This window comes from Fusicatenibacter saccharivorans (assembly GCF_027667425.1).
Lineage (GTDB): Bacteria > Bacillota > Clostridia > Lachnospirales > Lachnospiraceae > Fusicatenibacter > Fusicatenibacter saccharivorans.
Window position 1 is genome coordinate 131,456 of sequence record NZ_JAQEGR010000010.1, and the last position, 26,937, is coordinate 158,392.

22 protein-coding genes and 1 pseudogene are annotated in these 26,937 nt (G+C 45.8%); 7 read left to right on the forward strand and 16 right to left on the reverse strand.

The genetic code is table 11. The features are described from left to right. Positions 1–55: 55 nt before the first annotated feature. Together PGS38_RS11030 and PGS38_RS11035 are read right to left on the reverse strand one after the other, a co-directional pair. On the reverse strand, positions 56–1,435 hold the full coding sequence (locus PGS38_RS11030) for an MATE family efflux transporter (protein ID WP_117814479.1): 1,380 nt from the start codon (positions 1,433–1,435) through the stop codon (positions 56–58). Between the two features lie 22 nt (positions 1,436–1,457). After that, a complete protein-coding gene (locus tag PGS38_RS11035) occupies positions 1,458–2,780 on the reverse strand; it encodes an APC family permease (protein ID WP_158581768.1) in 1,323 nt (440 codons plus the stop codon). 310 nt (positions 2,781–3,090) lie between these two features. Between PGS38_RS11035 and PGS38_RS11040 the strand changes: the two genes are divergently transcribed. The 4 genes from PGS38_RS11040 (at position 3,091) to PGS38_RS11055 (ending at position 9,402) form a co-directional block, all read left to right on the forward strand. Further along, entirely contained in the window at positions 3,091–4,626 is a 1,536-nt protein-coding gene (locus PGS38_RS11040) for an aminotransferase class I/II-fold pyridoxal phosphate-dependent enzyme (protein WP_118600571.1), read from the forward strand. A gap of 364 nt (positions 4,627–4,990) precedes the next feature. Further along, positions 4,991–7,063 carry an EAL domain-containing protein gene (locus PGS38_RS11045; protein ID WP_118640206.1) on the forward strand — a complete coding sequence of 691 codons (2,073 nt, stop codon included), beginning with the start codon at positions 4,991–4,993 and terminating at the stop codon, positions 7,061–7,063. A 180-nt stretch (positions 7,064–7,243) separates the two neighbouring features. Next, positions 7,244–8,218: a choloylglycine hydrolase gene (bsh, locus tag PGS38_RS11050; RefSeq protein ID WP_055219508.1), complete on the forward strand. Its 975-nt coding sequence runs from the start codon at positions 7,244–7,246 to the stop codon at positions 8,216–8,218. Positions 8,219–8,448: 230 nt separating this feature from the next. Then, complete coding sequence (locus tag PGS38_RS11055) at positions 8,449–9,402, forward strand: tRNA dihydrouridine synthase (protein ID WP_118640205.1); 954 nt, start codon at positions 8,449–8,451, stop codon at positions 9,400–9,402. A gap of 326 nt (positions 9,403–9,728) precedes the next feature. Here PGS38_RS11055 and PGS38_RS11060 read toward each other — a convergent pair whose 3' ends face one another. The 4 genes from PGS38_RS11060 to PGS38_RS11075 form a co-directional block, all read right to left on the reverse strand. Next, positions 9,729–10,505 (reverse strand): GTP pyrophosphokinase, encoded by a 777-nt coding sequence (locus tag PGS38_RS11060; RefSeq protein WP_055227650.1) that lies wholly within the window; start codon positions 10,503–10,505, stop codon positions 9,729–9,731. An 82-nt stretch (positions 10,506–10,587) separates the two neighbouring features. Beyond that, positions 10,588–11,289 carry a response regulator gene (locus PGS38_RS11065; RefSeq protein WP_022461465.1) on the reverse strand — a complete coding sequence of 234 codons (702 nt, stop codon included), beginning with the start codon at positions 11,287–11,289 and terminating at the stop codon, positions 10,588–10,590. A 31-nt stretch (positions 11,290–11,320) separates the two neighbouring features. Further along, positions 11,321–11,590, reverse strand: coding sequence for a sensor histidine kinase (locus PGS38_RS11070; protein ID WP_243104841.1), 270 nt, complete (start codon positions 11,588–11,590; stop codon positions 11,321–11,323). Between the two features lie 131 nt (positions 11,591–11,721). Further along, the gene (locus tag PGS38_RS11075) at positions 11,722–12,240 is read right to left on the reverse strand and encodes a DUF4118 domain-containing protein (protein WP_118640203.1); all 519 of its coding nucleotides are present in this window, start codon (positions 12,238–12,240) and stop codon (positions 11,722–11,724) included. Positions 12,241–12,341: 101 nt separating this feature from the next. Here PGS38_RS11075 and PGS38_RS11080 point away from each other — a divergent pair, with 101 nt between their 5' ends. Next, positions 12,342–14,018: a diguanylate cyclase gene (locus PGS38_RS11080; RefSeq protein WP_118640202.1), complete on the forward strand. Its 1,677-nt coding sequence runs from the start codon at positions 12,342–12,344 to the stop codon at positions 14,016–14,018. Here the strand turns inward: PGS38_RS11080 and PGS38_RS11085 are convergent. From PGS38_RS11085 to PGS38_RS11130, 10 genes and pseudogenes are all read right to left on the reverse strand, one after another. Continuing rightward, positions 13,922–15,097, reverse strand: a complete 1,176-nt coding sequence (locus tag PGS38_RS11085; RefSeq protein ID WP_117760761.1) for a glycosyltransferase — start codon at positions 15,095–15,097, stop codon at positions 13,922–13,924. The two genes, PGS38_RS11080 and PGS38_RS11085, sit on opposite strands and share 97 nt — an antisense overlap. 31 nt (positions 15,098–15,128) lie before the next feature. After that, on the reverse strand, positions 15,129–15,941 hold the full coding sequence (locus PGS38_RS11090) for a LicD family protein (RefSeq protein WP_158579613.1): 813 nt from the start codon (positions 15,939–15,941) through the stop codon (positions 15,129–15,131). Positions 15,942–16,001: 60 nt separating this feature from the next. Then, on the reverse strand, positions 16,002–16,691 hold the full coding sequence (locus PGS38_RS17820) for a response regulator (RefSeq protein WP_158581767.1): 690 nt from the start codon (positions 16,689–16,691) through the stop codon (positions 16,002–16,004). Beyond that, the gene (locus tag PGS38_RS11100) at positions 16,691–17,629 is read right to left on the reverse strand and encodes a hypothetical protein (protein ID WP_147326095.1); all 939 of its coding nucleotides are present in this window, start codon (positions 17,627–17,629) and stop codon (positions 16,691–16,693) included. The genes PGS38_RS17820 and PGS38_RS11100 overlap by 1 nt, the downstream gene beginning before the upstream one ends. 214 nt (positions 17,630–17,843) lie before the next feature. Next, positions 17,844–18,461, reverse strand: a pseudogene (gene wecB / locus PGS38_RS11105) (non-hydrolyzing UDP-N-acetylglucosamine 2-epimerase); the annotation flags it as partial. A gap of 128 nt (positions 18,462–18,589) precedes the next feature. Then, positions 18,590–19,312, reverse strand: a complete 723-nt coding sequence (locus PGS38_RS11110) for a cell envelope integrity TolA family protein (RefSeq protein WP_270476256.1) — start codon at positions 19,310–19,312, stop codon at positions 18,590–18,592. Between the two features lie 93 nt (positions 19,313–19,405). After that, positions 19,406–19,639 (reverse strand): Hpt domain-containing protein, encoded by a 234-nt coding sequence (locus tag PGS38_RS11115; protein WP_238061014.1) that lies wholly within the window; start codon positions 19,637–19,639, stop codon positions 19,406–19,408. Between the two features lie 47 nt (positions 19,640–19,686). After that, positions 19,687–22,518 (reverse strand): transporter substrate-binding domain-containing protein, encoded by a 2,832-nt coding sequence (locus PGS38_RS11120; protein WP_270476258.1) that lies wholly within the window; start codon positions 22,516–22,518, stop codon positions 19,687–19,689. Positions 22,519–22,659: 141 nt separating this feature from the next. Next, positions 22,660–22,956 carry a response regulator gene (locus tag PGS38_RS11125; protein WP_270476260.1) on the reverse strand — a complete coding sequence of 99 codons (297 nt, stop codon included), beginning with the start codon at positions 22,954–22,956 and terminating at the stop codon, positions 22,660–22,662. Beyond that, positions 22,953–24,389 (reverse strand): sensor histidine kinase, encoded by a 1,437-nt coding sequence (locus tag PGS38_RS11130; RefSeq protein ID WP_243110862.1) that lies wholly within the window; start codon positions 24,387–24,389, stop codon positions 22,953–22,955. Before PGS38_RS11130 ends, PGS38_RS11125 begins: the two co-directional genes overlap by 4 nt. A gap of 156 nt (positions 24,390–24,545) precedes the next feature. On the opposite strand from PGS38_RS11130, the gene PGS38_RS11135 reads away from it, so the two are divergent. Next, complete coding sequence (locus tag PGS38_RS11135) at positions 24,546–26,102, forward strand: Mu transposase domain-containing protein (RefSeq protein WP_118641309.1); 1,557 nt, start codon at positions 24,546–24,548, stop codon at positions 26,100–26,102. A gap of 12 nt (positions 26,103–26,114) precedes the next feature. Next, a complete protein-coding gene (locus tag PGS38_RS11140; protein ID WP_055221200.1) occupies positions 26,115–26,894 on the forward strand; it encodes an ATP-binding protein in 780 nt (259 codons plus the stop codon). Positions 26,895–26,937: the final 43 nt, after the last annotated feature.

Below are 26,937 nucleotides of genomic sequence, written 5' to 3' on the forward strand. Positions count from 1 at the left end.
AAGACATCTGGCGAAGTGATTTTTCATCCCTGCAGATGTCTTTTTTCTATATCATCTATTCTTTTTCTTCATCCTCAAACAGGTGATCCCGCGTAATGTTTTTTGCCCACAGTCCGCTCTTATACCGTTTCAGAACCCACGGCCATTTTACAAACTCGTCTGTACACAGCAGGAAATAAACCACAAGGACAGGAAGCTTGAAGACAAACGCTGCAATAAATCCAAGCGGCACCGCGTAGCACCACATATCAATCGTATCGCAGACCAGTCCGAACTTTGTGTCACCTCCGGCACGGAATACTCCGGCAATCAGCGTTGTGTTGACGGCAGTCCCCATAATATAATAGGTGTTAATCAGCAGCATATATTTCAGATAATGCATCGCGGTCTCATTTAAAGAAGCAAACTTCAGTACAAACGGCGTGATACCCAGTACAACCAGTCCGCCCACAGCTCCGGTAACAACCGTCAGCTTCAGCAGTTTCGATGCATATTCCTTCGCCTTTTCCAGATTTCCTTCTCCCATAACATTTCCAAGCAGAATACCGCCTGCACTTGCCACACCAAAGCACAGCACGGTTCCGATATTTCTTACAACGACAACGAGCGAGTTTGCCGCTACCGCATCGCTTCCCAGATGGCCCAGGATCACAGAATACATCGAAAATGCAACGCCCCAGGAAAGATCATTTCCAAGCGCCGGAAGTGACAGCTTCACAAAATCGGAAAACAGCAGCTTGTTGCGGATGAACATGTACCGCAGATCGAGCTTGATATCCTTACTCATAATTGATACAATCACGCAGCCGATCAGTTCAATGACACGCGACATCGCCGTTGCGATTGCAACGCCGGTTGCTCCAAGCTTCGGAAATCCGAAGAGACCAAAAATGAAGCATGCGTTGAAAAATACGTTCAGTGCGAATGCCATCATATTCATCGCCATGCTGATCGTCACACGGCCGAGGCTTCGAAGCACCGCAAGATAGATCTCCGTAATGCCCCAGCACAGGTAGGTCACACCCATGACGCGCAGATACGAAGCACCGATCCGGATCAGTTCCGCATTATCTGTAAACAGACGCATCATCATCTGTGGCATGGTAAAAGCAATTCCTGCCACAACGACGGAGATGATGACGGAGAATCGAAGTGCGATTCCCTCGACAGTCTGAATTGCTCGCATATTGCCTTTTCCAAAGTACTGGGCACACAGAAGTGTTGCTCCTGTTCCCAGTCCGTAATAAACCATAAATAATACATTTGCATAGTTGGATGCCAGGGATACCGCGGAAATAGCGGACTGTCCCACGTAGTTCAGCATCACGACATCGGCAGAGTTGACTGCCGCGCTTAAAAGATTCTGAATCACAATCGGCAGAACCAGCTTAAAAATCTGGCTGTAAAAGCCCTGCTCTTTTGTTGTTGCCCTCATGTTTCTTCTCCATTTCTCTTCTTTATTTGTCTTCTTTCTTTTCCTGTTTTGCCTTCACATACGGGTATCGGACCTGCGTGTAAACAAACATCACCAGAATATAGATGCCGCATGCGATCGCCGCGGGAACCGTAAGATCCGACAGATTGACATACGAGGTTCCGATCATCAGAATGCCGATGAAAAACAGCAGAATGTGAAGTGTCCGCTTTTTCATACAAAACGCAGATTTCTGATACTCTTCCGGGAAGATATCCGGCAGACGCCAGCAGGCCAGGAGTACCATAAATTCCGTCACCATATCGGTTCCGACACCCATGTTTGAAATCAATGTCAGATCCATTCCCGTAAGAATCGGAATAGCGCCCATCAGGAAAAAGACCATCAGAAGGATCACCGGAACACCGTTTTTATTCTCCTCCGCGGTTTTTTCCGGCAGCCAGCCCTGTTTTGCGGCAGCCTGCAGTCCTCTTGTCACCCAGCTCAAGGTTCCGTTCAGGGTGGTAAGCAGCGCAAATACGGCACCACCGAACACGAAAAACAGGTACATCCAGGTTGGAAAAATCTCCTGTGCGACAAGCGTCAGATTCTGAAATGCAACCGTTTCGACCGGAAGCACGCCGCCTGCCACGATACCGATCAGCACATAGAATACAGCAACGATACTCGTGGAAAGCACGATAACCTTTGGAATCGTGCGGGACGGCTCCACAATATCGTCTCCGTTCTCCGCAACGAATTTTGCGCCTCCGCACGCAAAACTCAAAAGTGCCACGCCTGTGAAAAAGTTCTTCGGACCGTTCGGCATCAGGTTGGATACCGTCGGTGTCAGGGCATCCCAGCTTACTTTGGGCAACCCGAATACAATAAATAAGAACAGGCTTAAAAGCAGCAGCACAACCATGCCCTTTTGCACCAGTGCGCTCGATTTCAGTCCGATGAGATTGACAGCGGTACAGATTACAAGTGCTGCCATTGCGACAGCCGACTCGCCAAACTGCGGAAAAATCGAGCAGAAATAGCTTGCAAAGCCTTTCGCGTACGTTGCGATCAGAACCTGGCTTAAGACAAACATCGCAATGTACATAAAGCCGGCTTTTTCACCCATCAATCGTCGGATGTAAGTAAAGCCGGCGCCTGATGACGGGATTGCGGACGTCAGGATGATGAACGGTACACAGGTGATAATGGCAAGCACGGCACCTAAAATAAACGCTGCGGCAATGCCGTGTCCTGTCAGACCGATGACGATTCCTGTCAATACCATGATGCCTGAACCGATGATCTGTCCGATCGCAAGTCCCATACAGTCGGAAATATTCAATTTTTTATGACCTTCCCCCATACATTTTCCTCCCTTTTTCTCCCAATGTACTCTCGTTTCTGTTGGCGGATCCCAACAGAAACGCATAACATCCTATTTTTTTATTCTACCGAAATCTCATCGTTTGTCAATTTGCAAAATGCGCAAGGTTTAACGCTTTACCTGTACAGAATAGACAATATTATAATTGAACTTGTTTCGCTTTAATTTTGAACTTTTCAACATTTTTACAATTTTCAGTTTTTCTATTGAACTTTTTTCTTGTCCATGCTACAATAAGCACAGTTTTGAACTTTTTTTTATTTTGTATTCTATCTTAAGGAGATTTTCTATGACAAATGAAACCTTTTCCGACCGTCTGAAACTGGCCATGCAGGCGAAACAGTTCAAGCAGGTCGATTTGATCCGAGCGGCCCAGCGGCGCGGTGTGAAGCTTGGAAAAAGCCATGTCAGCCAGTATGTCAGCGGAAAAACGGTTCCGCGCTCCGACATTCTTCACTTTCTGGCCGATGTGCTCCAGGTCGATCCCGACTGGCTGCTTGCAAAAGATTCCACAGTAAACTATACGGCAGATACGGTTTCTGATTCGACAGAATCTTGTTCTGATCCATCTGCTGCTTCTCTTTCCCAGAAAAAAACAGGAGGTTCCCCTATGCGAGAATTTAAAAAATCATCAAAACTCGACAATGTCTTATATGATGTCCGCGGACCTGTCGTAGAAGAAGCCAACCGCATGGAAGCGTGCGGCACGCAGGTTCTGAAGCTGAACATTGGAAATCCGGCTCCTTTTGGTTTCCGTACCCCGGATGAGGTCATCTACGACATGAGTCATCAGCTTACCGACTGTGAGGGCTACTCTCCTTCCCAGGGACTTTTCTCCGCAAGAAAAGCAATCATGCAATACGCACAGTTAAAGAAACTGCCAAATGTTTCTATTGATGATATTTATACAGGAAACGGCGTCAGTGAGCTGATCAACCTCTGTATGTCCGCTCTTCTGGATGACGGGGATGAAATCCTCATCCCATCCCCGGATTACCCTCTCTGGACTGCCTGCGCAACGCTGGCCGGCGGAAAAGCCGTCCACTACATCTGCGACGAACAGTCCGAATGGTATCCGGACATCGATGATATGCGAAAGAAGATCACCGACCGCACAAAAGCGATTGTTATCATCAATCCGAATAACCCGACCGGTGCACTCTATCCGAAAGAGGTACTGCAGCAGATTGTCGAGCTTGCCAGAGAACATCAGCTGATCATCTTTTCCGATGAAATTTATGACCGGCTCGTCATGGACGGTCTCGAGCATGTTTCTATTGCATCCCTCGCACCGGATCTGTTCTGTGTCACCTTCAGTGGTCTTTCCAAATCGCACATGATCGCAGGCTTCCGTATCGGCTGGATGATCTTAAGTGGAAATAAAGCTATCGCAAAGGACTATATTGAAGGGCTCAAAATGCTCTCCAACATGCGTCTCTGCTCCAATGTTCCGGCACAGTCCGTTGTCCAGACCGCTCTTGGCGGCCACCAGAGTGTCAACGACTACATCATTCCGGGCGGACGGATTTACGAGCAGCGCGAATACGTTTACAAGGCATTCTGCGATATTCCGGGTATCACCGCAGTCAAACCAAAAGCTGCGTTCTACATGTTCCCGAAAATTGACACGAAAAAGTTCAATATCACAAACGACGAAAAATTTGCTCTCGATCTGCTGCGCGACAAAAAACTTCTGATCGTCCACGGCGGCGGCTTCAACTGGGGACAGCCGGATCACTTCCGCGTTGTTTACCTGCCGCGAATTGAAGTTTTAAAGGATGCGGTTGAAAAGATCACCGACTTCCTCTCTTATTATCATCAGTAAAATTCTGATCACTTTTTTCACAGAGCTCCACCGGAAATACCACCTTTTTTTCCGGCGGAGCTTTTTTCCTTTACCGGATTCTTTCCTGCTGCATTACACTTCACCGGTACCCGGCAAACAACAGGTAACTTTTCGTTACTGTTCACTCAGCAGTGAAACACTTGCTGTTTCGCTGCGTAAGAAAGTGATTCAGGCGTGAGCAGCCCTCCTTTTGCGAAGCAAAACTTTAAATGAGGGCTGCGAATGTTACAGTTCGCTGGGAACCAGTGAACTGTAACAACTTTTCTGTTCCACGGCTTAATTTCGATTGCGGCTCCTGTTCCTTTATGTTATAATTCTTTCAAATCAAGTCACAACCTTTCTTTTGAGTTCTGTTCTCGCTGTATCGCTTCTTGGCGGATGCCGCGCCTCCGACAAACCCGTTACGCTGACCGTATGGACGTATTACAACGGAGATCAGTTAGCTTCCTTTGAACGTCTTGTTGAGGAATTCAATACAACGATCGGAAAAAAAGAGCATATTACGGTCGAAGCCTCCAGTCAGGGCAGCATCAATGACCTGGGAAAAAATGTTCTCGATGCCGCCAAAGGAAGGATTGGTGCCCTTGCCATGCCAAATATTTTTTCCGCCTACGCCGATACCGCCTATACGCTTGAGCAGATGGGACAGGTCGTTGATCTTTCCCCTTATCTTACAGAGAAAGAAAAGGCTGCCTATCTTCCCAATTACCTGGAAGAAGATGACTTTTCCGATGACGGCAGTATCCACATTATTCTGACAACCTCCACAAAATTCCTGCGTATCATGGAAATGGCAAGTATTGAACTGGGTGGCTATGAGATGCGTTTTGATCTCAACACGGTCTATGTCACAAAGAACTTTTTTCCCATGCTCAACCTTCCATCTGAAGATGTCTCCGGGCTTTCCACCCGGTATTTCCAGCAGATGCTGCGTGAATTTGACCAGACACATTCTCATACCGTATGGGTCGGGCATTCTAAGGTGTATGAAATTTCATTTTCTGACGGAACAATCCGCTACATCCGTATGGAGACCTCCCGCGAGGGCTATGCGCAGATCGGACTTGTCGAAGATTTTACCTCCGTTATGCTGGAACGGCAGCGCATAGAGCACGAGCGTGATTACGATGCATTGACCGGTCTCTACAATCGACGCGCGTTTCAACGGGAAAGTGAAGCTCTTTTTGAGCATTCGGAAGTTCTCGGTCACGCTGCCCTTCTGATGATCGACCTTGACAATCTAAAACGCACCAACGACACCTTCGGCCACGACTGGGGCGATGCCTATATCCGGCAGGCAGGACAGTGTTTTATCTCCTCTGTGCCGGCTAAAACGCTCTGTGCCCGTATTTCCGGCGATGAATTTAATCTTCTGTTCTACGGCTACCAATCGCAGGAAGAAATTCGAGCACTTCTGCAGAATCTTTCCCTTGCGGTTTCAAATACAGCCCTGGAGCTGCCAAGTGGTCGTAAACTGCCCCTTCGCCTTTCCGGCGGAGTTTCCTGGTATCCGGAAAACAGTACAGATCTGTCTACGCTGAAAAAATATGCGGATTTCGCAATGTACCAGGTAAAGAAAGCAGAAAAAGGGTACATTACCGAATTCGATCCGGAGCTTTTTACAAAAAACGCAAAGGAAACCGAGATGCGCCGCCTGTTCCATAAAATGTTGAATGAAGAGCTGTTTACGTATTACTTCCAGCCAATTGTTTCCGCTGCGGACGGCAGTATCTACGCCTACGAGGCGCTGATGCGCGGAAATCTCCCGGCACTTACTCGTCCGGATCAGATCCTGCAGCTGGCTCACGAGGAAGAGTGCCTGCATGAAATAGAACGTCTGACTATGTTTCTCTCTGCAAAATCCTATGCCACATTCCTCTCCACCCATCAGATACGCGGTGATGAGCTTCTCTTTGTCAATTCGATTGCAAGCCAATACATGAATCACGATGAGTCAGTGGCTTACGTCGAACAATACAGCTTTCTTCAGGATCGGATTGTCATCGAGATCACAGAGGAGGATTCACCGGATCTTACAGCTCTGTTGAAAAAACGTGAGATGCCGGGATTTTCCGGTGTATTTGCCCTGGATGACTACGGCAGCGGCTACAGCAATGAAAAAACGCTTCTGGAGCTTGCACCGGCGTATATCAAGCTGGATCTTTCCATCATCCGCGATATCGACTCCGATCCGGACAAGCAGCAGATCGTAGAAAATATTGTTTCCTATGCACATCAAAGAGGCATGAAAATCATTGCCGAGGGTCTGGAAACTCCAGCTGAACTTTTGAAGGTACTGGAACTGGATGTTGATCTCCTGCAGGGCTATTTTCTTGCAAAACCGTCCGCTGTTCCGAAACCTGTCAGTGCAGAATCCGTTGCTGTCATAGAACACTTCCGGAAATATCATGCTTAAATCCACCTCTTCCTGCCCGGTGAATGTTTCAAATCACAAAATCTATGACTGATCTGAAGAATCCTGCCTGGCAGGATTCTTTTTTATACTTTTTTCATATTTTTCTCCTGTTCGTTCCTCCGCTTCTGTGCTATGATACCTTACAGCAATGACAAATCATCCATCGAAAGGAGTTTTTCTATGTGTACAGCAGCAACCTATCAAACACGCGACTTTTATATGGGCCGCACACTCGATTATGAATTTTCCTATGGCGACCAGATCACCGTCACACCTCGCAATTACCCGTTTTCCTTTCTTCATATGCCGTCCCTTTCCCATCACTATGCAATGATCGGCATGGCGTGTGTGATGGATGATTACCCGCTCTATTATGAGGCGTTCAATGAAAAAGGGCTTGGTATCGCCGGCCTTAATTTTGTAGGAAATGCCGTTTATTTCGATCCGAAACCGGAGAAAGACAATATCGCGCAGTTCGAGCTGATCCCGTGGATTCTCGGTACATGTGCTTCGCTTGCGGAAGCAAAAGAATCCCTCTCCCGTATCAATCTCATCAGCACACCTTTTAAAAAGAATCTTCCGCTCGCACAGCTTCACTGGATCATCGCAGATGCATCGGGTGCCATCACCGTGGAATCCACGGCGGACGGTCTGCATGTCTACGACAATCCGGTCGGCGTTCTGACAAACAATCCGCCGTTTCCAATGCAGATGTTCTCACTGAACAATTACCTGCATCTGTCACCAAAACAGCCGGCCAACACGTTTTCCAACCAGCTCGATCTTTCTACGTACAGCCGTGGCATGGGCGGTCTTGGACTGCCGGGCGACCTCTCGTCTGCTTCCCGCTTTGCACGCGTGGCGTTTGTAAAGCAGAACTCGATCTCGGGAAACAGCGAAACGGAGAGTGTCAGCCAGTTTTTCCATATTTTAAATTCTGTCGACCAGCAGAGAGGATGCTGCGAGGTGGCGGACGGAAAGTATGAGATCACGCTCTATACTTCCTGCTGCAATGCGACGCAGGGAATTTACTATTATACGACGTATGACAATCATCAGATTTCTGCGGTTGATATGCACCGCGAGAATCTCGATGGCGAAACGCTTCGCTGCTTTGCGCCGGTGACGGGCGAGCAGATTCATATGCAGAATTAGAAAAATCCGGTACAGAAATCTTTGAGGACCCCTCAAAAAAAGATTCTGTATCGGATTTTTTCTACATCTCATCACACATTGTAAAACAGACGTCGCACCGGCTTCTTCTTTTAACCTCTTACTTGTTTAGTAGATATTATTTTACTTTCATTTTTTTCTGTCCCTTCCGGCAGTTTTATGATACACTTTTCGTATTGGAAAACCGATTTTTTTGAAAGGATTTTATCATCATGCAATTTTATCTCGCCCCGATGGAAGGGCTGACCGGATATGTGTACCGGAGCGCCTACCACAAATATTTTCCGGCGGCTGACCGTTATTTCACGCCATTTATTACAAATAAAAAGATGAGCTCCCGCGAGCGCAATGACATTCTCCCGGAGCATAACGAAGGGATGACGGTGATCCCGCAGATTCTCACAAACCAGGCGGAGGACTTTCTTTCTCTGACAAAAGAACTGAAGGAGTACGGCTACGATACCGTCAATCTGAACCTTGGCTGTCCGTCCGGCACGGTTGTCGCCAAGCGGCGCGGCTCCGGATTGCTTGCGTGGCCGCATACACTCGATGCATTTCTCGATGAAATCTTTTCGTCCTGCGACTGCCGGATTTCCATCAAGACAAGACTTGGCACAACCGACACCGATGAGTGGGAGACGCTGCTTGCGATTTATGACAAATATCCGCTGGAAGAGCTGATTATTCATCCGCGGATTCAGAAAGATTTCTACAAATATACGCCGCGCATGGAGTGTTATCGGACAACATATGAGACGAGCCGCCACTCGCTGTGCTACAATGGGGATCTTTTCTCAACCGCTGATTTTCAGAAGCTCTGCCATGATTTTCCCTTGACGGAAAAGGTCATGCTCGGCCGCGGGGTGCTGCAGAACCCCTGGTTGATCGGGATGCTGCGCAGTACAGATCCTGCCAGCAGTGAAAATTTAGCTCCGGCAGATAAGGAGCTGCTGCGCGCATTCTGCGAAGATCTCTGTGCCGGCTATGCGCGCGTTATTTCCGGGGATAAAAATGTGCTGTTTAAATTAAAGGCACTGTGGATTTACCTCGGAACATCGTTTACGAATCCCCAGAAGTATCTGAAAAAGATCAAAAAAGCAAATCGCCTTGCCGAGTATGAAGAGGCCGTTGATTCGCTCTTTCGGGAACAGGAGCTGATTTTTTAACCGAATCGAGCCGCGCAAGCCGCTTATGAACCTTCGCTTGATTTTTCCATCCTGTTCCGCACAGATAAAATTGAACCGCGTCTGATCAACGAAAACACAGCTCTCATCCTTTTCTCTTACCACACCGAATGCATCCGCCGTGAGGATGGCACTTCGTACGGCATCCGCGGACTCGAGACACAGGTCGCCGTCAAAGAGGACGAGAAATGGAAATTGCAGCATATTCATTATTCGAAAGAAGCATGAGCAAAAATACGCCGCAGATCTGATCACTAGACCTGCGGCGTATTTTTATGCTCTTTTTCTCCAACTCCCAAATCCGTTCTCTATTTCATCGGCAGCATTGCAAGCGTATCGCACTCTTCCTCTTCTGCTTCCTCTGCAATCAGATTCCGGATATTCTGCATACGGTTATCCAGCTCCGCGCTCTGTCTTGCGCAGTCGTAGAGTTCATCCTGCAGATATTTGACATGATTTTCGGGAATATTTTTCTTGTAGCGCATCTTGTGCTCCAGACTCGCCCAGAAATCCATCGCGATCGTACGGAACTGTACTTCCACGTAAACCAGTTTCTTTGTATCCTGTAAAAAGATCGGCACCTGAACGATCAGATGAAGACTGCGGTAGCCGCTCTCCTTCGGATGCTGAATATAGTCCTTCCGCTCAATCAGCGTAATGTCATCCTGTTTCAGAAAACTGTCTGCCAGCTTATAAATATCGCTTGGAAAAGAACAGATCACGCGCACACCGGCGATATCGCGGATATTTTCCTCGATAGACTCCAGTGTGACCGGGATGTCTTTCACGCGGATTTTCCGCATAATGCTCTCATACGATTTGACCCTTGTTTTGATTCCTTCGATCGGGTTCTGGTCATAGGAAAGCGAGTATTCCTGATTCAGCACCCGGAACTTTGTCTCGATTTCCATAATGGCGCACTGATAATACGACATCAGAAGATCGAACGGCTTTTTGTTCTTCTGCATCATCTCAATAAACTCATCCGATAAAAGATTCTGCTTTACAAATTCATCCCGTTTTGTCCCAATCAGGTTTTTTCCCTGTTTTTTTATTTCCTCCAGTACTTCGAGGTTTTTCATCATCCGTTTTTTCGTCCTCCCAAAACTGCGTTCTCTGTCCTTTATGCTATCATTTTAGGCCTGTAAAGTCAAATTTTTTCTTCTTTTACTCTACCTTCAGCATCCGGTAGCCAACCCCGATATGCGTCTGAATATACTGCGTCTGCTCTCCGTTCTTTTCCAGCTTTTTCCGAAGCGTCGCCATGAAAACACGGAGGGAAGCGATATCATTCTCCCAGCTGCTTCCCCAGATTTTCTGTGTGATAAACGTATGCGTCAGCACCTTCCCTGCATTCTGCGACAGCAGGCAGAGCAGCTTGTATTCGATTGGGGTCAGATGAAGTTCCTCTCCGTCAAGATATGCGCACCCCGCTGCGTACTCGATCCGCAGTGCGCCATTTTCAAAGACAGCCGACTGGACTCCATTTTCTGCCTGCATCTGGGACAGACGGCGCTGTGTGACTCGAAGGCGGGCCAGCAGTTCCTCCACAGAAAACGGTTTCGTCAGATAATCATCCGCTCCTGCGTCCAATGCCTCGATTTTATCGCTGTCCTCACTTCTTGCACTGATTACGATAATCGGCATATTCGACCAGCTTCGAATCTTTTCAATCACCTCTACGCCATCAATATCCGGCAGGCCAAGGTCGAGCAGAACAATGTCGGGATTATGTGTGGATGCCTCCATAATGGCACCCGCACCGTTCTTTGCAGAAATATACTTATAATCGTGTGTTTTTAACGTCGTAGTAATCAGGTTGTGAACCGGCGTATCATCTTCCACAACCAGAATTAATGTCTTATTCATTCAAATTCACCTCGCTGAGCGGCAGGTTAAATCAAAAGCAGCAGCCCTGTGGATCGCAGTCATAAAGTGCTATCTCCCCGCCGTGCGCATTTACAATCGAACGGCAGAGTGCCCGTCCAAGGCCAAGGCTTCTGCGGCTGTCGCTTACTTTATTTTTCCCGGAATAGAACATCTCAAACACATGCTCTCTGGACTCTTTTGGAATCCCGGGGCCGTTGTCCTCCACCGCGATCCAGATATTTTTCTCCTCTTTTCTGGCTGTCGAGAACCCACTGAATGATTTCCTGTTCCCTTGGGTCAAAGATTTTTTCCGTCTTTCCTCCTGTCTGCGCGCTGTAAAGTGTTCCGCGGACAATTCTGCTCTCCTGTGCCCCTGCCGGTGCGGCCGTCAGATCCCTTCCCAGCAGTTTTACAAGCTTTGTCGCTGTAATATCAAAAATCTCCGACGCATCCTCTGCCTTCTGCAGAAGCTGGCTGGTATTGAAAAGAAGGTTCTGTCAGGAAGTAGTTAAACAGCACTACACTGATCACAGAACTGATTACGCTGCAGGTATAACCGCTGGTCAGAATGGATGTCATCATAACGCCGACCAGATATATGGTAATGATATTGGAATCCGGAATGATATGGATTTCCAAATCCGGCACCAGATCGGTCAGCCGTTCGGTCCATCCCCTTCTCTTTCGAAAAAATCCCTGATCCATCATGCTTTTTCCAATGACAATCCGCGTTACTTCGGAAATTCTCGCATATTCTGCAATCTGCAGGGCAATGTCCTCGCTGTGCGTCGTTACAATCTCCGCCCCGCTCTGTTCTGCCAGGCGGATATGCTTCTGCAGCCTTGCCTGATCCTCCGGCGTTTTCTCTGCCGGTTCCGCGGTCTGCACATACAGTGCTGTAAAATTAGCACCAAATGCCCGGGCCATCTGTGCCGCAGTCCGGATAAACACTCAAAAAGGACACCTTTTATTGTATAATTATGTTACCCCACAAACATACGAAAGAAGGTGTCCTTAATGAAAAATTAGCATTGAAGAAACTGCTAACTTATATGAAAAGTGTATACAAAATTCCACAAAAAATCAAGGGTTTATCCGATGAAAGAAAAAGAAAATCCATCCCGTTGTTTAATATCGTTATGCCAGTGCTGATTTTCCTGATGCTTCAGTATGAAAGTTTTCACACCATTTTTTCAGCGCCGGAAAGCATGGAGAAACAACTGAAAAACTGTATCCGTGGAAAAATCCCAAAAGTTGATGCAGTCAGGGATCTTCTTTCCCGGATTGATCCAAAAGAAATCGAGGAAATTCACGCGCAGACGATTGATGTTCTGAAACGCAACCGCGTATTTCGGGAAGGAACCATAGGCGGATATGTTGCGGCAGGTATTGATGGGATGGAATTATTCAGCAGTACAAAAAAGTCCTGTACAGACTGCCTGAGCCGGAAGAACGGGACGGGGAAGACAAAATACTTTCATCGAAGTGTGGTATGTATGACGGTAGGAAAATCGCCGCATGTGATCTTTGGGCAGGAAATGCTGAAACCCAGAGATGGTTCAGAAAAAGATGAAGGGGAACTGACAGGAGCGAAAAGGCTCATCCGGCATTTAAAGAAAAGGCATGGTCATTTCGCAGATGTGATTGTGGCGGATGCGCTGTACCTGAATGCCCCGTTTATCAATACTTTGAAAGAATGCGGTTTAGAAACGGTAATCCGTCTGAAAGATGAAAGAAGGCTTCTGTTTCAGGATGCGGAAAGCATGTTTCAGCGGGACGAGGGGAGAAAAAGGAGCTTCAGGAAGGAAAAAAAGAGTATTGAAGTCTGGGATCTTTCCGGATTTGAGATAGACCTGGACGATATCTTAAGCGGACTGAAATACGAGGATGGCCACTACGATCTCGTGAGTCTTTCCGACAAGGATTATCAGAAAAAACTGGATGTCCAGATTGCCTGCTGGGATAAACTGAAAAATGAAATTCAGAAGGTCGGATCCGGAGAAAACGGAACGGCGGGTCTGGTAGACATGAGAGAGACGTATTTCCAGATGGCAGATGAAACGGTTGCCGCAGTCAAAGTTTCCCGTGCCAACCGCCAGCTGGAACAGAAAGCCTACATCGACCTTCACACGGGACTGCCGAACAAGAGCAAGTGCGAAGAGCTGTTCCACAATGTGGAATTCATCAAAACTCCTACCGCCTGTATCGTCTTTGACATGAACAACCTGAAACGCGTCAACGACAGCCTCGGCCACTCCATTGGCGACCAGCTGATTCTGAACTTTGCCCGGCTGCTGCGAAACTCGATTCCCGCGAAGCATTTCGTAGGAAGATACGGCGGCGATGAATTATGGCGGTCATCTATGATGCAACCCGCGAAAGCATCACAGAAATCCTCACAGAGCTTCAGAACGAAGTCGAACAGTTCAACAGCTACGGAACCCAGTTCCGCATCAGCTATTCCCACCGCTTGGCACTTTCCACCGATTACAACGAATGTACGCTCCGCATGCTGTTTGACAAAGCAGATAAGTATATGTATGAAAACAAGCAGGGACGCCAGGACTAAAGAAACGCCGGAACCGGAAATATCTTATCGCCGGTTCTGGCGTTTTTTCTTGCTGTTTCTCTTTTATTTTTTTGCAAACGCTTCTATCTGCGCATATCCCGCTGAAAAATCAATGGGTTCCTCCCGCAGCTTCTTTCTGACCGCATCGCGTCCTTCCTGATCTGCCAGCACTTTCTGGATTTTATCGGCAAACTGCATCACATCCAGCGGACAGAGATATCCGTTTTCCCCATCTCGGATCTGCTCGCGCATGGACGGAATATCGGAAGCGATGATGACCTTCTGCAGGCTTCTCGCCTCTACAATCGTAATCGGATAGCCTTCGTGACGGGACGGCTGGAGATACAGGTCGCAGGATTTTACGTACGGCGCAGGATTTTCGCGCATTCCGAGAAAAATAATTTCCTGCTCCACCTGATATTCCTTTGCCATGGTCCGCAGCTTGTTCAGATCTCTTCCATCACCGATGATGAACCATTTGAAGCGAAGTCCCCGTTTTTTCAGCTCCGCCGTAATCTGCACCGCAATATCATATCCTTTTTCTTCCGAAGCTCTTCCCACCGTCAGAAATTTCAGCTCTCCTGTGTACTGCGGATCGCTAAGCGGCTCCTCACTCCGTCTCTGCACCTGTTTGATGTCAATGAAATTCAGCAGAACCTCTGTCCGGTCCGCGAGTTCCGGAAAACGGGCAATGACCTGTTTTCGGACAGGCTCGGAAACACAGTAAATTTTATCATACTCCGGAATAAAGTCCCTGGTCCGGAACAGCCACCAGAGATTTTCTCCGTGGAACCAGACCGCTTTTTTCCGCGCATTCGTCTTTCTGGCTCCGAATGCGGTTGTGAACGCACCGAATCCGAAAAAGTCGAAAACAAGATCGTATTGTTTTGTTTCCGGCTCCACACACTCCAGAATCCGTTCATACAGTTTTCCATACCGTTTCTTTCCATACACGACGCGCATCAGAAATACGCCCATTCCTCTGGCATAGAAAGACCGTTCTGCCGGTGTCTCCCGTTTTCCCACAATCCGTTCCAAAGCCGGATGCGGTTTTTTGTTCCAGATCATCTGGCGCACTTCCACTTCCTTCGGAATCCGCTCCAGCAGAACGCCTCTTTTTTCGACCAGAAGAAGCGTTACATCTTCTTTTTTCTCCACCAGTTTCTGCAGCAGCGCTGCCATGGCAACTTCCGTTCCGCCCATGTCCATGGTACGTCCCAGCACCAGTATTTTACTCATTGCTTACCTCTCATCTGCTTTTTTCTCTGTTCTAACGCCAGTAGGCATCTCCCACATGCGCAGGATGACGCTGATCCTCCGGCGGAAGCTGATGGTAATCGCCGTACAGGGTGTGAAGATACGTCTCATATCCCGCCGGGGCATTGATCAGATGGCCTTCAAACGGAAGGCGCACGATCTCTTCGATCGCTGTTTTGGGAATCGCGTCCGACTTGCGGTAACCGCCGCACTGGCAGGCCACCCACTTTGAGTCCTCCGCGCGGTACTTTCTGCACTCTTTTTCCATCTCGCGCAGAATCCGCTCTTTTCCATAGCATTTCCGGATCGCCCATTTGCACCATTTTGCGAAGCTTCCTTTGTTTCCTTTTAAGGTCTGGCGGTAGGTGCGGAATGCATTCATCCGCTGGCTTTCCAGAAACAGCAGCTTTTTCCAGTGACGGTCGTACTCCGGTGTATCTTTTTCCGGCAGTCCGTCAAACGGGAAAATGTCGACGAAAAGACCGGTATCCACAGCTCCTGCCACGTGCTCCACAAGACTCGTTCCGGTGTGTACCAGCTTTCCGTATGCCAGTGTGAAACCCTTTGTATTATGAAAATTCATGACGCGGTACGGTGTATCCGTTTCGCTGTTTACAATCTGTTCCAGTTTTTCATAATCCGCTCTCGGCATCCAGACATCCACATCATCATCCCACGGAATGAACCCCTGATGCCGGATCAGCCCGAGCAGAGTTCCATCTGCTGCAAAATAGATCAGGTGATGTTTCCGGCAGACTTCATCCAGATACAGTAATATTCCAAGCGCAATCTCCTGTTTTTCTTTTAATTCTGTAATTTTACGCATAACGGCATTGCCTTTCTGTTTTGTTTTTCCCATCCATTATAAACACTCTGCCGGATTTTTTCAATTTAAAGTTCCTGCCGCTCCGGCGCCCGTCTGAAGATTCCACACTGTTTTTATCAGTACCTTCATATCCACCGGTTTTACTATGTGTGCGTTCATGCCCGCATTGAAGGCATTCTGCACATCTTCTGAAAATGCGTTGGCTGTCATCGCAAGAATCGGGATTTTCTTTGCCAGCGGGTGGCTGCTGTTCCGGAATTTCGTCACAAAGAGAACCGATGCCAGGATCAGAAGCAGAATTACTGCCAGAATCCTCAGCTCCTCGACAGCGGTATCCTCGAACATCTTCGTTCCGTTGCTGTCCACCACATACGTCGTGCTCTGGTTGCTGAATGCACTGCTTCTGAAATACGGTGCCATCTCCTCCATCGAACGGATCAGAATAAAGTGTGTGATGATACTGCCGTCGACCACCAGCTGGCTCTGCAGTTTTCTGGCAAATACCATCTGGTTTTCATTGGTGATCCAGTCCGATGTCAGAAAGCTTTTGATATCCGCATCCTGCAGATCTTTAGATCCGTACCACACGCCCTGCAGACCCTCATCGGAATAATAGTATCCTTCCTGGTTCACGGCAATAAACTGGAGGTTTTCATGCGTGGAGCTTAATTCTTCCTCACGTTTTTTCAGAAATTCACACAACCGGCGTTTTACTTGATTGCAATCAGATTCGGGTTCTTTGGGCTTCATCAACATCCGCAAACTGCATATTGCAAATATGCTGTTTTTATTTTTCTTTCATATAATCCATACAATTTCTCGCATTCCATGCATATCCATCCTGCTTCGCCTGTATATAGCGGATATTTTCGTTTCTTACAATATTCTGTTTCATAATTTCCTACTAATTCCACAAGGTTATTGATATCCCTCATCTGCGCAGCAGCCATTCCTGTCATTGCCCACAAAAAGCCAGTTCTTTTTTTATTCAGTTTCTGCCACTGAAACCTTTCCGTAAACTGATCATATAATACCTTTTGCTTTTTCTTCTCTTTTACCGGAAATTCATAAATCAGCGGATAAATCTGAGCAACACCATCCGGATAAAATTCTGTCTGATGATACCGATCACTGTTTCCGATAATTCTCCATCTTTGATTCGCATCATCCCAGAATATCTTTTCTATCTGTTTCTGTATCTTTTTACGAATTTCACTGATCGCCTGCGTATCTTCCAGTCCTGCAAGTTCCAATTCGTACAGGCCTTTCCACACTTCCAGATTATCCATCAGATAAACTGTTGTGTTTTCTTCTGAAACCTGTGTAATTCCATCCTGCATCAGGCTTTGAATCTTTTTTAATGCAAGGCTGATTCCATTTTTCCAGGATTCCGGCAGGTCTGTACTTTCTGTCTTTTCCAGATATTTTCCCATAAGAAAAAGGTACATACCAAGATATCCGTCTTCGGAATCAGCCTTTTCTTTATAAATAAGTTCCCCACCCTCTTTCCTGTAGATTCCCATTTTTCCATCTGTTTCCAGCAAAACCCCAGTATGCCAGTCCAGATACCTGCCAACAGCTTTTTGCTCTGTTTCAGTCATGGGGCAATTCTTTGTTTCTGCCAGAAGCCCCAGTGCAGCCATACATGCAAAGTATGGATTAACATCTCCGGCTTTACTTCCATTCATATAGATTTCGCCTTCAGGGCCCTGATTCTCAAGGATCCACTTTTTTTCTCTGGTCAGGACGGTTTCCAGCCATTCCTGCCGGACAGATATTTCTTTTCTCAGGTTCTGATAATAAGCAAACATAAACACAATGCACACAGTTATGCAAAATATAATAAGTCCCATCACATTCTTTCGATGTTTCACTTTTCTTTTGCATTGGCTCTGCTTATGCTTATGCATCTATATCCTCCAGGATTTTTCTGATTTTGATACTTGCAGTCCCATCACCATAAGGGTTTCTAGCCTCACTCATTTTTCTGTATGTCTCCGGCTCTGTAAGAAGCCGCCTGCATTCTCTGTAAATATCCTCCATCTTCGTGCCTACAAGCTTTAAGGTTCCTGCTTCCACACCTTCCGGACGCTCTGTTGTATCCCGCATGACCAGTACCGGTTTTCCCAGTGCAGGAGCTTCTTCCTGAATTCCGCCGCTGTCTGTCATGATCAGATAACTGACTTTCATCAGGTTATGGAATTCCACCACATCCAGTGGTTCGATCAGGTGTATTCTCTCGCATCCACAAAATTCCTCATCTGCGATCTTCCTGACCTGCGGATTCAAATGTACAGGATAAATAACCTTCACATCTGTAAATTCTTCCACGATCCTGCGTATAGCCCGGAACATATCACGCATGGGCTCTCCCAGATTCTCCCTTCTGTGTGCTGTTACAGCAATCAGTCTGCTGCCTTTTGCCCATTCTGTTTCCGGATGATAAAAATCACTTCGCACCGTATAGTGCAAAGCATCAATTCCTGTATTTCCTGTGATAAAGATCCGCTCTGGATCTTTCTTGGGCAGATGTGGAAACAGGAAAAACAACTAAACATATCATTGTGCAAAATATAAAATAACAAGATTTGAAATTTCTTATATTCTGTACTAATTTGCACTTCTTCATCTTTCTCCCACCCTCCGGGCTACAGTTGCTTGCTTGCTTGCTTGCTTGCTTGCTTGCTTGCTTGCTTGCTTGCTTGCTTGCTTGCTTGCTTGCTTGCTTGCTTGCTTGCTTGCTTGCTTGCTTGCTTGCTTGCTTGCTTGCTTGCTTGCTTGCTTGCTTGCTTGCTTGCTTGCTTGCTTGCTTGCTTGCTTGCTTGCTTGCTTGCTTGCTTGCTTGCTTGCTTGCTTGCTTGCTTGCTTGCTTGCTTGCTTGCTTGCTTGCTTGCTTGCTTGCTTGCTTGCTTGCTTGCTTGCTTGCTTGCTTGCTTGCTTGCTTGCTTGCTTGCTTGCTTGCTTGCTTGCTTGCTTGCTTGCTTGCTTGCTTGCTTGCTTGCTTGCTTGCTTGCTTGCTTGCTTGCTTGCTTGCTTGCTTGCTTGCTTGCTTGCTTGCTTGCTTGCTTGCTTGCTTGCTTGCTTGCTTGCTTGCTTGCTTGCTTGCTTGCTTGCTTGCTTGCTTGCTTGCTTGCTTGCTTGCTTGCTTGCTTGCTTGCTTGCTTGCTTGCTTGCTTGCTTGCTTGCTTGCTTGCTTGCTTGCTTGCTTGCTTGCTTGCTTGCTTGCTTGCTTGCTTGCTTGCTTGCTTGCTTGCTTGCTTGCTTGCTTGCTTGCTTGCTTGCTTGCTTGCTTGCTTGCTTGCTTGCTTGCTTGCTTGCTTGCTTGCTTGCTTGCTTGCTTGCTTGCTTCCAGATTTTAATTTTACATTCATTAATGTTCAATACCCCCACAACATTTTTATAAATATCTTTGCGACAGCTTCTGCTGTACTTTTACTATAATTATACTCTACAGCCAACTTGTGTCAATTTACTAACAGACGGTCAAAGGAAAGATTCTGACACACCCCTTTCAATGTGTGCGCACTGCGGAAAGCATCTTCATAATTTTTATTTTCCAATGCCTGTTTTAACTGTAGATAACTCTGGTCTTCAAGGAACTTTAATGTAAATCTCTGAATCAGTGCTTCGCTGTGAAGGCGTCCCAAAACAGCCTCATAATTTCCTCCGATAGCTTTATAGCACTCCTGCATTGTCATCTTTTAGCCCTCCTGTCAATTGTATTCCACTAATTCATGAACCTCTGCTAATCATTATGAACATACCTTAAAATCGTTTTTATAACTTCCTCAATCACAATCGGCTTTGACAAATGTGCGTTCATTCCTGCATCCAGTGATGCCTGAACATCTTCTGCAAATGAATTGGCTGTCATTGCTATAATAGGAATGTTTTTTCCATCCGGTCTGTCATTCATCGCCCTGATTGCTTTTGCCGCTTCATAACCATTCATTTCAGGCATCATGATATCCATCAGGATTACATCAAATGTGCCTTTCGGATGATTTCTGAAAATCTCAACAGCATTCTTTCCATCCACAGCTCTTTCTACATTCATCCCGAACTCTTCCAACTGCACGGCAGCAATCTCTGCATTCAGTTCATTATCCTCTGCAATAAGAACATTCACACCTGTAAGATTTACCTTTTCAGAAAAACCTGTGTCTGACTTATTACATTCCTTATCTGTAATTTCCAGAGGAATATCCACAGTAAAAGTAGTTCCCTCATGCTTTTTACTCCGCACGGAAATGGTTCCACCCATCATATCTACATACTTCTTTACGATAGCCATCCCCAGTCCAGCTCCATGGTACTGCGTTCTCACATCGGAATCTTCCTGTGCAAATTCCTCAAAAACTTCTTTTGTAAATTCCTCACTCATGCCAATACCAGTATCCGAAATGCGGTAATGCATATTTATATATCCATCCCCGCCCTTTTCCTGACACCGGGCTTCAAATGTAATCGTCCCTCCATCCGGAGTGAACTTCACGGCATTGCTCAGAATATTAACCAGCACATCTCGCAGACGTACAGGATCCACAAGTACATTTGGGATCTTTGCTTCTTCACGCTGGATCTTAAAGCTGATATCCCTGTTCGTAAGAAAGCCTTTTGTAATATCCAGTGCAGAATCTGTGATACTTTTCAAATCTGCCGGTGCCGGATTGTATTTCACTTTTCCACTTTCCACGCGAGTCAGATCTAATACATCATTGATCAGCGACAGTAAATACTCTGAACTTTCATCAATCTTTTCCAGACAATTTTTCACTTCGTCTGACGGATTATTTTTCATTGCAATACCGGTAAATCCCATGATTGCATTCATCGGTGTTCTCATATCATGGGACATATGTGACAGAAATGCTGTTTTTGCCTTGTTTGCAGCCTGCGCATGCTCTGCCAGTTCCGCCATTTCCTCAGCCGTCTCCTGGGCTGCCTTCTGAGCTTTTTTTCTTGCACTGAGACGCATTGCTATCACAGCCATAGTAGTCAGCAGCCATCCGAAAATAAGAAGAACCCAAACAGTAACAACAGGATGCAGACGGATCCAGTCAACAAATGTCAGATCTGCTGCTTTGTATGTGGTATACCGTGCTGCTAGATCTTCGACAAGATTTTGGGGCATGGCATACATTGCTTTCGTCAGAATACCAGCCAGCGCATGGTTCTCTGTTGACGAAACTACCATGCGGTAGGTGAATGTAGGCTGTTCCAGCAGCGTATATGTCATGGTGCCCGTAGTGTCACTATTCACAAACGCCTGTGCCATGTAATAGTAGACGAAGGCAGCATCGGCTTTACCCTTACGGACAGCTTCCATCATTTCCTGCCGGGTACTGCACATCAGCTTTTCTGCACCAGGTGCCATTGCATCTGCAATTGAATTTGATGCTGTCTGGTCAACCGTAGTAACAACATTGATTTCTCCATCAAAGTCACGCCGTGTCACCCTTGCCAGCTGCATTGTAATGAAAGGTGCAGTAATCCCCCATTTTTTCGTCTCAGCATAGTTATCTGTTTCCAGGCGTGCATCGATACTCATATCTGTGGTTTCCGTATTTTTCTGATAAGCAATATACTCATCTCTGGTGGCAGGTGTAAGAAACTCATAGGAAATCCCGGCATAGTCTGCAATTTTCCGGAAGTAATCCGGGATAATACCCTTCATCTCACCATTTTCATTATAAGAATATGGATAACGGGTCGGATCACACAGAACATGAAGCGGGTTGTCCTTGGAATATTGTGCAATAATACTTTTTTCTTGCTCCGTATATTCCAGATTCTTAGTTTCTATGCTTTCATAATTTTTATTGTAAAGCGTCGTTTTCCAGTCACCCTCAACCGCATTCATCTGATCGATCGCATAATTGATCTCATTCAGCAATTCTGTATTGCCCTTTTTAACAATGACATAGAAATCGCTGCTGCCAAATTTATCCACGATTCGCTCATTGTTTGTTTTTCTCAGAGAACTGGTAACAATCGCATCAACTTTTTCGCTCTGAAGGGCTTCCTCCATCTCTGCGGTCGTATCAAAATAAGATGGAACATATGTAAATTCTTTGTTGTCTGCAAAATCCGCAAACTCTTCATTCCGGGTGTTTCCGTTCAAAAGCGCCACACGCATACCGTTGTAAGTGCTGTAATCGCCGTCCACAATCGTGCTGTTGTCACTGCGGACGGTCAGCATCCCATAATTGGTTCCGATCGGACGTGAAAAATCAAACTTTTCTTCTCTGTCCGGTGTTTTGCGGGCAGATGTTACCATGTCAATCTCGCCATCTTCAAGCATCTGCTGCATATCATCCCAGCTCTGATCATATCCGACATATTCGTAATCTACATCCCAATAACGGGCCATCAGCCGAAGAAAATCATAGCCATACCCACTGCGGTTGCCTTCTTCATCCATCACATGATAACCATCCATGGCAAAGAAACCGACTTTGACAGTTTCATGCTGCGAACTGTCCTCGGCTGCATATGCAGTCTGGGGAGAAAATATCATACACACGCATACAAAAGCCAGTAATACTGCCACATATTTCTTTGCTCTCGAAATCATATTAAATCTCCTGTCTGTCTGTCTGTCTGTCTGTCTGTCTGTCTGTCTGTCTGTCTGTCAAATATATTTCTCTATACATCTCTTTGTCAACCTTCTGATTTAATAAAATTACACTACTGTATCAAAACCATTTGTCACTGTTCAATGCCCTGCGGTTCGGTGCCCCCCCCCGCCGGATTTTATGCTTCTGATTGTCTTTTCCAGTACTTTCATCTCAACTGGTTTTGAAACGTGTGCATTCATACTAGCTGCCAGGGAATGTTGAATATCCTCGGAAAATGCATTCGCAGTCATGGCAATGATCGGAATCGTCTTTGCCAGTTCATGGGAGCTTTTGCGGATTGCCTTTGTTGCCTCATAACCATTCATAACAGGCATCTGCACATCCATCAGGATCATGTCATAATCCCCCGGAGCAGACTGTTCAAATGCTTTCAAAACCTCTTCACCATTTTCACAGATGGTACATTCTGCTCATCTGTGTCTTCTTGTGCCGCCAGAGCAACTGTTCTATCCTCTGCAATTCTCAGCTCTATGAGAACCTCAAAACAACTTCCCTGTCCCAGTTCACTCTCCACATCAATGGTACCTCCCATTGCTTCAACCAGATTTCTGGTAATAGCCATTCCAAGACCGGTTCCCTGGATCTTATTCGTCACAGAATTTTCGGCACGGGTAAAAGCATCAAAGATTTTATCTTTGAAATCTGCTGACATTCCTATTCCATTATCCCTGACTAAGAAACGGTACTTTGCATAGACGGATGAATTTGTTTCACATTCTTCTACCAGAAACTGAATTTCTCCACCTTCCTGCGTGTACTTCACTGCATTAGAAAGCAGGTTGTTGAAAATCTGCATCAGGTGAAGCTGATCCCCGTTCACCCACTCATGTCGGATATTTTTCTTTGTTGTAAGAGTCTGTTTCTTTTCATCTATCTGTGAATGAAATAAATTATTGATTTTCTGTATAAAATTCAGAATAGAGAAATCATCGTATTTAAAAACTGTTTTTTCTGCCTCAATTTTGCTCATATCCAGAATATCATTAATAATCCCTAACAGATGCTGGGATGAAATATCTATTTTATCTGCATACTCTATTACTTTATCTTTATTTCCTGCATCATGTCTTATTAATGACGTCATACCAATAACTGCATTCATAGGAGTACGTATATCATGTGACATATTAAACAGAAAATTAGATTTTTCAACACTGGCTGTTTTCGCCTGCTCCAATGCTTTCTGCAGTTTTTTATTTAATTTCACTACTGTGTTTTCCGATTCCTGTGTCCTGTGCAGTAACATAATCATAAAAACAAATCCAGTTAAAAGCAAAACAATCAGTAAACCGCAGCCCCATAGTCTATATAACTTTTCATTGCTATTCCATCCGTTTTCAGGCATCACTTCCAGAACCCATTGACTGTCACCTAATTCGAAAGTATATGTGACAGGATCAATCATTTCCACAACTGAGCCATACACTTCTTCGTATGTTTCATCCCACGGTGCAATACTTTTAGACAACTTATATTCATAGCTAAAATCGGTAAGTGACTTTATAGAATCAGCGAATATATCCGGTACACGAATAATTACAATTGTAAATCCCCAAAATGTCCTTTCGCCATTTTTCTGCTCCACATACACCGGATTTCTTACAGCAATCCCCGTTCCACCCTGTTTCAAAGAAAATGGTCCCTGCATGGTTATCACATCATTGTCTCTGGCATAACAAGATATCTTTCCTCGTTCTTTATCATAAATAAGATCTATCTTTCCAGCCTCATTTCCGTCTTCCGGATAAATCTCAGTCACTACGCCGTCTGGTGCGATCTGAATACTCTGGATATAATCTGCCATCATATGCAAATTCCGGCTCATCTGACCACGCATTCCGCTAAGAGCTGATCAGTCTTTCCGGATGTAACTGAACGCGTTTCCGCTTCAGCTGATCAATAAGTTTTCAACGTGTTATAGTTCTTTCGTAGTCATCAAATGATTACGAAAGGAGGCATAACTATGCAAGACTACAACACGATTATCGGCTCCATCCAGATGCGTTTGAATGGATGCAAGACCAGGTCCGTTATGGACCGTTACAAGATTGGCTCAGGTACATTAAATCTGATCATGAGCCGATACCATGCCAACGGAATCCCAATCGAGGAACTCCGAATGATGGCACCTAAGGAAGTTGAGAACCTTTTCTATCCGCAGAAAAATCTACAGAGGAAAGATGTCCCACTTCCAGATTTCCAGTATTACTATGACAGAATCCATGCACCAGGGAGCCGCATGAACATTTCGTTCTGTTGGCTGGATTATAAAGAAAAGAATCCTGATGGTTATGAGAAATCACAGTTTTACGAATACTTCAACCGATTCATGGCAGAAAACTATGGTGGCCAGAAGGTATCAATGGCCGTAAACCGAATCCCGGGTGAAAAGATGTATATCGACTGGGTCGGTGATCAGCCGGAACTGTTAACAGATACCGAAACGGGCGAGATCAAAAAAGTCCATATCTTTGCGACCACTCTTGGAGTCAGCAGTCTGATCTATGCAGAAGCTTTTCCAAATGAGAAGCTCCCATGTTTTATAGAAGGCTGTGCCCATGCTGTTTCATTTTATGGTGCTGTTACGAAATACTTTGTGCCCGATAACCTGCGAACTGCTGTAACCAAGCACACAAAGGATGAACTTATCCTGCAGTCTACCTTTGCAGATCTGGAAGATTTCTATGAAACTATAGTTCTTCCACCACCCGCTAGAAAGCCGAAAGGCAAGCCTACAGTTGAAAATCATGTACGTTATCTTGAAATACACCTGGTTGAGAAACTGAAAGAAAAGATATATGTATCATTTGAAGACCTAAATGCTGAAATCAAAAAAATAGTAGCAGTCCTCAATAAACGATCTTTTCAAGGCAAGGACTTCTCAAGACAGGATGCTTTCGAAAAGTATGACAAACCATGTATGAAACCACTGCCAGGCGGATGTTACACGGCTTGCGACTATAAAGCGGTCCTAAAAGTTCCCAACAACTACCACATCGAGTATGACGGCCACTACTACTCCGTATTGTACTCTTACTGTGGCAAGCCTGCAATCCTGAAGGCAACCGCTTCAGAGATCAGGATCTGTGATCAGTATAATCGGCTGATCTGTACACATAAGCGGTCTTATAGAGAGTTTCCGCTGTATATCACGGTAGATGAACATATGCCGCCAGAACACCTTTATTACAAAGAAGTCAATTCAAAGGATGGTAATTATTACCGCCGCTGGGCTTCTGCCATTGGTCCTGCGATGTCAGAACTGATTGACAGACTCCTTAAATCATCAAAACATGAAGAGCAGTCCTATAATGCCTGTGCAGGTATCCTGCATAAAGTAAAAACAATCCCGAAAGGTGCTGCTGAAGAAGTTGCCCGTAAATGTATAGAGATCAATTCCTGTAAGTATTTTACCTTCAAGCAGATGCTGAAAAAGATGGATGTGAAGGAACTCCCCGAGCATTCACCAGGAACACTGCCCAATCATGAAAATATCAGAGGAAAGGACTACTATAAGTAAGGGTGACGTACTATGGCATACAGATTAAAAGACTATCTTTATAACGATAAACTCACAAAGGAACAGAACATACTCATGGATCGGCTGTATAAACTTCGCATGTCCGGTATGGCTGAAGCATTTGAAAAGCAGCTTTTGGAACCAAACACAGGTCTCGAACCATTTGAAGTCCGCTTTGCTGCTATTGTAAATCAGGAGTGGGATCAGCGTGAGAGTAAAAAGTTTAAACGTCTCATGAAGAAAGCGACCCTGAAATATCCTGCAGCTGATCTTGACAGTTCAATCTATGATCCAGAACGTCAGCTGAATACACACGTCATAGAACTTCTGGCCAAGTGTGATTGGATCGATGAGCCGAATAACCTGCTGATGACCGGAGGGGCCGGTGCTGGGAAAACGCACATCGCCTGCGCCTTATGTATCACAGCAATGCATCAGAACCGTACTGTTAAATACATACGTGCGAACACACTCTTAAAGGAATCAGATCATGCCAGGCAGGAAGGTACTTACTTTGAGTATTCGAATGAAATGGCAGCTTATGATCTCATGGTGATAGATGATTTCGGCTTAATGGATCTGGACATCGAGAAATGCCGCGATTTATTTGAAATCATCGAGTCCAGAGACTGCCGCAAGGCAACTATTATTATCTCACAGATTCCAGTATCCGGATGGTATCAGCTTTTTGGGGATTCCACCTACGCAGATGCCTGCTTAAGTCGAATGACATCTAAGGCATATCGCCTTGAATTTCCTGGCAGGGATCGCAGAATAACCAATAGTAATTAATCAACCTGCTGAGCTTTGCTCAGTTTGAAGCGGAATGGCGCTC